The following is a 10013-nucleotide window of genomic DNA, read 5'->3' on the forward strand; positions in this document are numbered from 1 at the left end:
GGCCGCGCTTGCGGCCTTTTTTATGCTCTTTTAAAACATTCTATATTAAGTTTTTACTACAGCTACTTTTCTGTTTGACAGAAAATAAAAATCCAACTAAGAATAATCTTGAAAGCGATTAAGGCGCTATATCAGTAGTCTATTTCATTCAACAATTGGTGTTGCAATTTTGTCTGTGTTTACAACGCAGGTATTAGCGGTGGAAGAGGTTAAGATGTCTGTAATCACAAAAGAGCAAGTCGCAAGAAAACCCTTTATAGATAAGAAAAATTACCCGTACGGCTTTGCCCGTTCAGGAGATTTTTCAATTAATGAGAGCAAGCTTCTTCAGGCCCATGGTAGTTTGTTCGCTGCACTAGTGGACGGGAAAATTACGCCAGAGAATGATGAAGAACAAGCCTATTTGGAATCGGCTCTTGGTCATCGAGACCCTGCAACACCGCAAGAGAAAGCGTGGTTGAAATACCAAGCCAGAATAAACCGTCCAAAAACAGCAAGTATTTATGGCTCTAAGCGTGCTGCTGAACAAGATGTTGACGATGACGACGATATGAGCGATAACAGTGATCTTGATATCGACCTCGATGATTAAGCTTATGTCTTTATGCATCTTAAACGTGTAAAGGCGCCTCTCTTAAAGCAATCATGATTATTGTTTGCACTGTTAAAACTGTGTAAATAAATATCCTATTTTCTGTCAAGATTACACTTAAGTCGAAATATTTATCCTAATTATTGCGAATATTGGGATATATATCTCACTTTTACGCAATTTGGTGTTTTATCTTCCTATTACCTTAGATATAGTCGGGGCATCGTCAACGTACGCTGACAAACCCCCCAACCCATTACAGGAGAAAGCACTGTGAAAATGATGTCGGGCGCAGCCATGGTGGTTGAAGCGCTAAAAGATGTAGGAGTGACACACGTGTTCGGTTACCCAGGTGGTGCCGTATTAGACATTTATGATGCGTTATTTGCGCAAGATGATGTCAAACACGTCCTCGTACGTCATGAACAGGCAGCCGCCCACATGGCGGATGGTTATGCACGTTCAACTGGCAAAACCGGCACAGTGCTCGTCACATCAGGTCCAGGCGCTACGAATACCATTACAGGTATTGCTACTGCATATATGGACTCTATTCCGATGGTTATTTTATCGGGACAGGTGCCGTCGAAGCATATTGGTGAAGACGCATTCCAAGAAACTGACATGGTGGGGTGCTCACGCCCTATCGTTAAGCACAGCTTTTTGGTAAAGCGCGCGGTTGATATCCCAGAAGCGATTGCTAAAGCTTATTATATCGCCAACACAGGTCGTCCTGGCCCGGTGGTAGTAGATTTGCCAAAAGATATTGTGAACGTAGCAGAAGAACATCCATACGTGTTCCCAACTGACGTGACCATGCGTTCTTACAACCCAACTGAAAAAGGCCATCCTAAACAGGTCAAAAAAGCAGTTGAGTCGCTACTTAAAGCAGAACGTCCCGTACTGTATGTAGGTGGTGGAGCTGTAGCTTGCGATGCGTCTGCAAAGGTTATTGAGTTAGCCGAGAAGCTTAATGCACCGGTAACTTGTACGCTAATGGGCCTTGGTGCTATGCCGGGTACACACAAGCAATTTATCGGCATGCTAGGTATGCACGGTACGCTTGAAGCGAACAAGACTATGCATAATGCCGACTGCATCATTGCACTAGGTGCACGTTTTGATGACCGTGTTACTAATAACGTTGATAAGTTCTGCCCACATGCGGATATTATTCACGTTGATATTGACCCAGCATCGATTTCTAAAACCGTAAATGCGCATATTCCTGTGGTAGGTTCGGTAGATAAAGTACTTGATCAAATCTTAAGTCAGGTAAATAAGAAAGACTTATCAGGTCAAAGCGAAAAGCTGGCCGATTGGTGGCAACAAATTGAAACCTGGCGCACTCGTCAGTGCTTAAACTACGCACAGGGCGAAGAGGTAATTAAGCCTCAGCGCGTTATCGAAGCCTTGTACAAACACACAGACGGTAAAGCTTACGTAAGTTCTGACGTGGGTCAGCATCAAATGTTTGCTGCGCTTTATTACCCTTATGATAAACCGCGTCAGTGGATCAACTCAGGTGGTCTTGGCACCATGGGCTTTGGTTTACCGGCTGCAATGGGTGTGCAGTTTGCGCACCCAGGTTCAACCTCTGTGGTAGTAACGGGTGACGGCAGTATTCAAATGAATATTCAAGAGCTATCTACTTGTTTGCAGTACAACCTGCCTATCAAGATTATCTCATTGAATAACCGTGCCCTAGGTATGGTTCGTCAGTGGCAGGATATGATTTACAAAGGACGTCACTCACACTCTTACATGGATTCAATGCCTGACTTTGTGAAATTAGCAGAAGCTTACGGACATGTGGGCATTAAAGTAGACAAGCTTGACGAGCTAGACGCAGCAATGGAGAAATGTTTCAGTTACACAGATCGCTTAGTGTTTATGGACATAGCAGTAGACCAAAACGAACACGTATATCCAATGCAAATTAAGTTTGGCGCAATGGATGACATGCGCTTAAGCAAGACGGAGCGAACCTGATGAAACGTATTATCTCTGTATTAATGGAAAACGCCCCTGGCGCACTTTCTCGTATCGTTGGTGTATTCTCACAACGTGGTTACAACGTCGACTCACTGTGTGTGGCACCAACCGACGACGCGAGCCTTTCGCGTCTAACGATTATCACGCACGGTGACGACAAAGTCATAGAGCAAATTACTAAGCAAGTGAATAAACTTATTGATGTGCTCAAAGTAGTAGACTTGACTGAAGGCGCGCACATTGAACGCGAACTTATGCTGATTAAAGTCGCGACTCGCACTGAGTCTGTACGTGCTGAAGTGAAGCGGAATTCTGATATCTTCCGTGCGCGTATTGTGGATGTGAACGTAAACAACTACACCATTGAAATTACGGGCACCACAGATAAGCTAGATGCATTTGCCACGACTATGGGGCAGTGTGCTGAAATTATCGAATCATCGCGCACCGGCGTGTGTGGGCTTGCTCGAGGTGATAGGGCGCTTCGTCCTTAAATTTTTTTCCCGAGTTTTCGCGCAAAGCGTTTTTTCGAAAGGCTGTCAGTAGACAGCCTTTTTTCATTCTAGGGAATTACCCTAAGTATCGCGCCCATAATAGGCTTCTACGCGCAGGGCTACGCCGTATGAGGTTTTAAAATCCTCTTCACGTAGCCATAAAACGAAAGGCTCTACCTCAAAGAATAGCCAATCGCGCAGCATGTTGTTACGCCACCTAAACCCGCCATAGACTTCTTCTACGCGAAAGTTGGGTTGGCTAAGCCCTTCCACCATAAAGTGAGGAATAACGGCGTTGTGTTGATCTACCGAAAACAAATGGTGGACCTCGTGACGCCATAGCCAGTCGTTGGTATCGTCGCGGTAGTAGTAGCGATTATTTTGTCGAACCAGGTGCTTTTTATTGATTTCATATTGAAAAGCGACGCCCACCTCCGCACCCAAACGGTCACGGGTGTAATAGTAAAGTTCGGCGTCGTATAGCATGGCCCATTGTTTAGAAAAGGCAAAAGCATCTCTGTATCGGGTCATCGCATATAGTTGGTCGCGGCGACCAGCGCCAATTCTAAATGAGTAGTGAGAGTCTTGCTCAGGACGAAAGCGAAGCGCGATGGTCGTTCGATCGCGGTTGTTATTGCCGGTATCCCTCGCAGCTCGTATTGTGTTGTTCTGTGTCTCGTCTTCGTTATCACTCAATAGTAAATCAACGCGTTCTTTTAAAGCCGGTAGGCGAACTCTTACCCTGAAGCGCAAATCCGTATCCGAGAGCATGCCACTTCTTGGCTCCCATGCAAGTTGAACACGGCCTTCGGCTCTGGCTTCCTTCTGTCCTGAAGCACCTATTTCATCTGAACTTTCAAACAAACCATCAAGCTGTTTTACGGTGAAGTCCATGGTGTCGGTGAAGCTACGCTGCCAAATATCAAACCATTGCTCATTAGGTATTGAAGGAGGCAAGGAGTGTGTACTTTCTTTTGTCGAGTTAGCGCGGTTAGAAGGCGTATTTTCTGGCCGAGCAATGTCCCGATAGGTTATACCTACACTGGTCGCATTTACGGGGGAGTTCAACGTGTCAGCAGCTGAGTCAGGTGCAACAGGTAAAGCGAGCAATAAATGGCAATAGACCACGGTAAGGCATAGCATTGCTCACTAACTCCTTGTAAAAATTAGCATAGTTGAATGTTTCGACCATTCGCATTGGGAATATACAGAGCATGGATTGTCCCAACCAAAACGTCAATCTTTATTCATTGAAGTAAATATTCAGGTGAAAGCATCAGCAGGCAATGGCATACTGTGCCAATCGATGTAAGGGAGATTATTTTTATGGGTGGTATTAGTGTTTGGCAGTTGCTGATCATACTGGTTATTGTGGTGCTTTTATTTGGTACGAAGCGCCTTAAAGGTATAGGTACTGATTTAGGCGGCGCAATCAAAGGCTTCAAAAAAGCTGTCACCGAAGAAGACAAAGACGCAGACTTTGAACAAAAGAAGCAAGTTGAAGAAAAGTCAGCAGCAGAGCCTGTTTCAACTAAGACGCAGAGCGACGTTAAAGAAAAATCCTAATGTTCGATATCGGCTTTTGGGAGCTATTGGTTATCGGTGTACTGGCGCTGCTTATTTTAGGGCCAGAAAGATTACCGGGTGCCATGCGCTCAACTATAAATACAATTCGTAGCGTGCGTAATGTAGCAACGGGCTTTAAGCAAGAAGTTGAGCATCAGTTGCGCGTGCACGAATTGCATGAAAATTTGAAAAAAGCAGAGCAGCAAGGGCTTAAAGATCTTTCACCTGAACTTGAACAAAGCGTCGATGAGCTAAAAAAAGCTGCAGAGTCGGTTCAAGAACCTTATAAAAAGCAATAGATGTCTGACGCTAATAACCTTATTTCTCATTTAATTGAATTGCGTAGCCGTATTCTCAAAGCCCTTTTGAGCGTACTTATCGTCTTCATTTGTCTTGCGGCGTTTGCGCAAGACCTTTATAAGCTATTGGCGATGCCATTGCTTGAAGCCTTACCTGAAAATGCGAGCATGATTGCAACCGACGTTGCATCACCTTTCTTTGCTCCGTTTAAACTTACACTGGTGTTATCGTTTTTTATTGCTATTCCCTATGTGCTCTATCAAGTATGGGGGTTTGTGGCTCCGGGTTTGTACAAAAATGAAAAGCGCCTGGTAGCGCCTTTACTACTTTCCAGTACGTTGCTGTTTTACGCAGGAATGGCGTTTGCCTACTTTGTGGTATTTCCAATAGCGTTCGCGTTTTTTACAAGCGTAGCACCTGAAGGTGTAACGGTAAGTACAGATATATCCAGTTATTTGAACTTCGTCTTGAAACTGTTCTTTGCATTTGGGGTCTCATTTGAGATACCGATAGCCATTATCTTAATGTGCTGGACTGGGGTAACGGATGCTAAGTCTTTACGAGCCAAGCGCCCGTACGTGGTTGTTGGTGCATTCGTGGTTGGCATGTTGCTAACACCGCCAGATGTTATCTCTCAAACATTATTAGCTATTCCAATGTGGTTGCTGTTTGAAGTAGGGGTTATTGTTGGAGGATTTTACGCGGGTAAAACACCAAAAGACGATACATCTACTGAAACAACAGACAACACATAGATGTCAAAAAAAGAAAGGAATAAAAATGAAAACCCGACTGCTATCTCTTGCCACTATTCTGTGCGCGTTTGGGACGTTTAATGTACAAGCTGAGACAGTTGCTGATGCATTGGAGAAATGTCGCAACACGGATAATAGTTTAAAGCGACTTATGTGCTATGACAGCGTCGCGAAATCACTCAACAAGTACGAAGGTTCAGACGCTCAGATTGAGCAACTACAGGCCTACAAGAGCAACAATGGTAATCAGATGAAGCCTCGCCCAGCGCCTGTCGCTCAGGGACAAGTTCAAGCCTCAGAACCTAAGAATGACTTTGGACTTGAACATAAGCGAGATTTGTCTGACGAAGCTTCTGAGATTGCGGTCACTATCGCTTCGATCAAGAAGAATGTGCGTGATAAGCATGTTATAACTTTCAGCGATGGTTCTGTATGGCAGCAAACTGATGGAACCTATATGAAGCTTAAGGAAGGTCAGTCGGTAGCCGTAGAAAGGGGCTTATTGGGTGCATTTTTCCTAAGTGTAGAAGGGCTCAACAAGCGCATGAAAGTGAAACGCGTAAAATAAATGCCTTGGTTTGATGCTGGCGTCAACTTGCTGGATAAGCGATTTGACGCCGATGAAGTTATACAACGAGCAAAAGATGCAGGGGTAGAAAAACTCTGCATTATCACCACGCACCCCAGTGAATGGGACGCCGCAGTAGCGCTATATAATAAGTATCCAACCCAATGCTGTTACACTATCGGTGTCCATCCTCACAATGCAAAAGATGTCACGCCAAGTGATTACAAGCGGTTACGCGAACTTGCACAACAGAAAGGGTGTGTTGCAATTGGTGAATGTGGTCTGGATTTTAATCGCAATTTCTCACCACAGCCCGTTCAGTTGGCAGTGTTCGAAGCCCAGTTAGACATTGCGGCTGCATTAGACTTACCCGTGTATTTACATGAAAGGGATGCGTTTGACGAACAAGTCGCGTTATTAACCGAGTATATGCCTCGTATAAAAGGTGGTATTGCCCACTGTTTTACTGGGAATGCAGAGCAGGTTCAGCACTACCTTGCGCTGGGGCTTTATATTGGTATTACTGGCTGGGTATGTGATGAGAAGCGAGGCGAAGCACTACGCGAAGCCGTGAAGTCTATACCTTTAAACCGTCTTATTCTTGAATCAGATGCGCCTTATCTGTTTCCCAAAACCCTTCGACCGAGAAAACGTAATAACGAACCTGCTTTTCTACCCCATATCGCTAAACAATTAGGCGAATATCTGCAAGTTGAGACTGATAAATTACGTATTAGCAGTTATGCTAATAGCTGTGAGTTGTTTTCTCTCAGCTAAACATAGGTTTATATGCAGACAAATCTGAAAGCGATGCGCAAGTATGATGCGGGTCTTATTCTTATCACCCTAGTGGCCGTCGTTGCATTTGTGTCTGTGTTGTTTAGTTTGTCTCCTAACACCAGTGCAACACCACGTTTCTCGCAGCTTACTTATCTCAATGTAGATAATGGCAATGCGCTCGATTTTACTACCATTACTCAAACGCCGCTTACCGACTGGACACCAATATCTTCACCCATTAACTTGGGTATGAACACAAACGTACATTGGTTTTCAATGGTCATTGCGCCAACACAAAGCAATGAAAGTCGATTTCTATTGCACATCGACTATCCCCTTTTAGATAGTTTAGACGTTGCGATTTACAGCCAAATAGGCAGCACGCCTATTGCTACTTATTCAGGTGGCGATGGCCTGCACTTTGACAACCGGCCTGTTTCTCATGTGAAGCCACTATTCCCCCTACCAGTAAGCGCTCAGTCGCAGCGGGTGATTATTCGAGTACAAACCTCTGGCAGCGTCCGCCTTCCCATTCGTATATGGGAAGAAACAGAGTTTATTGCCTATACATCAAGCCGTAACCTGGCATTGGGGATATTTTTTGGCATCTTAGTAGCAATGGGCGTGAGTAACGCATTTTTAACGGTAACGACAAGTAACGTGTCGTTCCTTTATTACTCTGGCTATGTAATGAGTTTGGCGCTTATATTGGCGACGTTACACGGCTACGGCTTCTCCTATATGTGGCCGGGAAGCACATGGTTTCAAGGTAAAGCAATTCTTGTGTTTGCTAACGCGACTATTATGTTTGCGGCGATGTTTACGCGAAGCCTACTACCTATTAGAGCCCACAGCGTAAAGCTAGATAAAATCACACAGGCAATCAGTTGGGTGTGCGGGTTAAGTATAATCCTCGGCCTTATCTTGCCTTACTCGTTCATGATAAAGGCGTTCCTGTTACTGCTTAGCCTCATCGTTATTTTTACTCTTGGGTTAGGTATTTGGCTAACGCTCAAAGGGGTGGTCGTAGCACGTTATTTTACCATTGCTTGGGGTTTTCTATTAATTAGTGGGCTAAGTGCGAGCCTTGATAACGTTAATATTATTCAGTTGCCTATTTCGTCAAATAACCTGCTGATCATTGGTGGCGCGGTTGAAACGCTCATCTTGGCACTTATCTTAGCGATTAATTATAGCCACAGTCGCGATGATCTCATTGAGGCGCAGCAGTTCGCGCTAGAGCAGGAAAAACAGGCAAATACGGCCAAAGAGAATTTACTTGAAGTACAAAAGCGTTATCAAGATGACCTGGAGTATAAAGTACAAGAACGCACGTTAGAGCTAGAAATTACGTTACGCGAATTGTCTGAAGTTAATCAAGAATTGGAAAGGTTAAATGCAATAGATCCGCTCACGGGAGCGCACAACCGTCGACATTTCGATAAGCGTCTGCGTTCTGAAGGGCGACGCAGTAGACGTGAGCAAACACCATTATCTCTCATCATTGTTGACGTGGATCATTTTAAGCAAATTAATGATCAACACGGACATGATGGTGGTGACGCGTGCTTAATTCACGTCACCAATGTCTTTCAGAAGCACATCCATCGCCCTACAGATGACTTGTGTCGCATAGGTGGTGAAGAGTTTGCCATTATATTGCCTAATACCGATCTTGAAGGCGCTTTTCACGTTGCCGAAAATATGCGAGATAGCCTTGCGTCGACCCCACTTGATTACGAAGGGGAAACCATTAAGCTAACTGCTAGCGCGGGCGTTTCTACAACCATTATTATTGATGAAGAGCACGCGCAAAATCTTTTCAAGTTCGCCGACGAATGCCTTTACGAAGCCAAGGCTGCGGGCCGCAATACAGTAATATATAAACATTTACAGGAAAAACTATGACATCTTCACCGTTCCCTCAAAGAAGAATGCGCAGACTACGCGCCAAAGATGCTTTAAGAGGGCTTGTGGCAGAGCACCGTTTAACCACTGACGATCTCATTTACCCTGTTTTTGTACTACCCGGTGAGAACGCACGAGAAGCCGTACCTTCTATGCCTGGTGTGGAAAGACTTTCTATCGATTTGCTAGTGCAAGAAACGGCGAAATGGGTAGAGCTGGGCATTAGAACGATTGCGCTTTTCCCTGTGACACCTATGTCTCTTAAAACCGAGTGTGCAAGCGAAGCGTTCAATCCTGAAGGGCTTGCTCAGCAAGCTATGAGAGCGCTTAAAAAGGCGTTTCCTGAAGTAATGCTGATGTCTGATATCGCATTAGATCCATTTACGTCTCATGGTCAAGATGGCCTCTTAGACGAAACTGGTTATGTGATGAACGACGAAACAGTCGAGGTGCTCATTAAGCAAGCGTTATCGCATGCTGAAGCTGGCGCTGATATTGTTGCGCCTTCTGACATGATGGATGGGCGCATTGGCAGTATCCGAAAAGCACTTGAAGAAGCAGGTCAAATCAATACGTGTATTATGGCTTATTCTGCTAAATACGCGTCTGCGTACTACGGTCCATTTCGTGATGCCGTCGGCTCCGCTGCAAATATAAAGGGCGGCAACAAGAAAACCTATCAAATGGATCCTGCCAACACCGATGAAGCTCTCCACGAAATTGCGCTTGATATAGAAGAGGGCGCTGACATGGTAATGGTGAAGCCAGGTATGCCGTATTTAGATGTTGTGCGTCGTTGTAAAGACGAATTTAAAGTACCGACATTCGCCTATCAAGTAAGTGGCGAGTACGCTATGCATCAAGCTGCTTTTGCTAATGGTTGGCTAAATGAAGACGCGGTGATCCTAGAATCGTTATTAGCGTTTAAGCGCGCTGGCGCCGACGGGATTCTGACTTATTTCGCTCCGCAAGCTGCTGCGCTTTTAGCGAAGCAAAACGACAAGTAATACCAACAACCAAAGGTTCGACAACAAAAAAGCCGTGCAATGCACGGC

Annotated in this window: 11 protein-coding genes; 10 read left to right on the forward strand and 1 reads right to left on the reverse strand. The window is 44.9% G+C overall.

Going from position 1 to position 10013, the window contains the following annotated elements:
• Positions 1–214 precede the first annotated feature (214 nt).
• From ACFI6L_RS20020 to ilvN, 3 genes are all read left to right on the forward strand, one after another.
• Positions 215–592, forward strand: coding sequence for a MaoP family protein (locus tag ACFI6L_RS20020; protein ID WP_039225146.1), 378 nt, complete (start codon positions 215–217; stop codon positions 590–592).
• A gap of 273 nt (positions 593–865) precedes the next feature.
• Positions 866–2584 carry an acetolactate synthase 3 large subunit gene (locus ACFI6L_RS20025; RefSeq protein ID WP_462574680.1) on the forward strand — a complete coding sequence of 573 codons (1719 nt, stop codon included), beginning with the start codon at positions 866–868 and terminating at the stop codon, positions 2582–2584.
• Complete coding sequence (gene ilvN / locus ACFI6L_RS20030) at positions 2584–3081, forward strand: acetolactate synthase small subunit (protein WP_014948084.1); 498 nt, start codon at positions 2584–2586, stop codon at positions 3079–3081. Before ACFI6L_RS20025 ends, ilvN begins: the two co-directional genes overlap by 1 nt.
• Positions 3082–3162: 81 nt before the next feature.
• Here the strand turns inward: ilvN and ACFI6L_RS20035 are convergent, their stop codons facing one another.
• Positions 3163–4224: a hypothetical protein gene (locus tag ACFI6L_RS20035; protein WP_278346274.1), complete on the reverse strand. Its 1062-nt coding sequence runs from the start codon at positions 4222–4224 to the stop codon at positions 3163–3165.
• Positions 4225–4401: 177 nt separating this feature from the next.
• Here ACFI6L_RS20035 and tatA point away from each other — a divergent pair, with 177 nt between their 5' ends.
• From tatA to hemB, 7 genes are read left to right on the forward strand one after another with little or no spacing between them, the layout of a single operon-like run.
• Positions 4402–4647 (forward strand): Sec-independent protein translocase subunit TatA, encoded by a 246-nt coding sequence (tatA, locus tag ACFI6L_RS20040; protein ID WP_230633705.1) that lies wholly within the window; start codon positions 4402–4404, stop codon positions 4645–4647.
• Positions 4647–4946, forward strand: coding sequence for a Sec-independent protein translocase protein TatB (tatB, locus tag ACFI6L_RS20045; protein ID WP_014948087.1), 300 nt, complete (start codon positions 4647–4649; stop codon positions 4944–4946). Before tatA ends, tatB begins: the two co-directional genes overlap by 1 nt.
• Positions 4947–5702, forward strand: coding sequence for a twin-arginine translocase subunit TatC (gene tatC, locus ACFI6L_RS20050; RefSeq protein WP_462574681.1), 756 nt, complete (start codon positions 4947–4949; stop codon positions 5700–5702).
• Positions 5703–5727: 25 nt separating this feature from the next.
• Positions 5728–6270 (forward strand): hypothetical protein, encoded by a 543-nt coding sequence (locus ACFI6L_RS20055; RefSeq protein ID WP_462574682.1) that lies wholly within the window; start codon positions 5728–5730, stop codon positions 6268–6270.
• The gene (locus ACFI6L_RS20060; RefSeq protein ID WP_462574683.1) at positions 6271–7047 is read left to right on the forward strand and encodes a TatD family hydrolase; all 777 of its coding nucleotides are present in this window, start codon (positions 6271–6273) and stop codon (positions 7045–7047) included.
• 12 nt (positions 7048–7059) lie between these two features.
• The gene (locus ACFI6L_RS20065; RefSeq protein ID WP_462574684.1) at positions 7060–8958 is read left to right on the forward strand and encodes a sensor domain-containing diguanylate cyclase; all 1899 of its coding nucleotides are present in this window, start codon (positions 7060–7062) and stop codon (positions 8956–8958) included.
• Positions 8955–9965, forward strand: coding sequence for a porphobilinogen synthase (hemB, locus tag ACFI6L_RS20070; RefSeq protein WP_462574685.1), 1011 nt, complete (start codon positions 8955–8957; stop codon positions 9963–9965). The genes ACFI6L_RS20065 and hemB overlap by 4 nt, the downstream gene beginning before the upstream one ends.
• Positions 9966–10013: the final 48 nt, after the last annotated feature.

The organism is Alteromonas sp. G4i35, assembly GCF_054960375.1.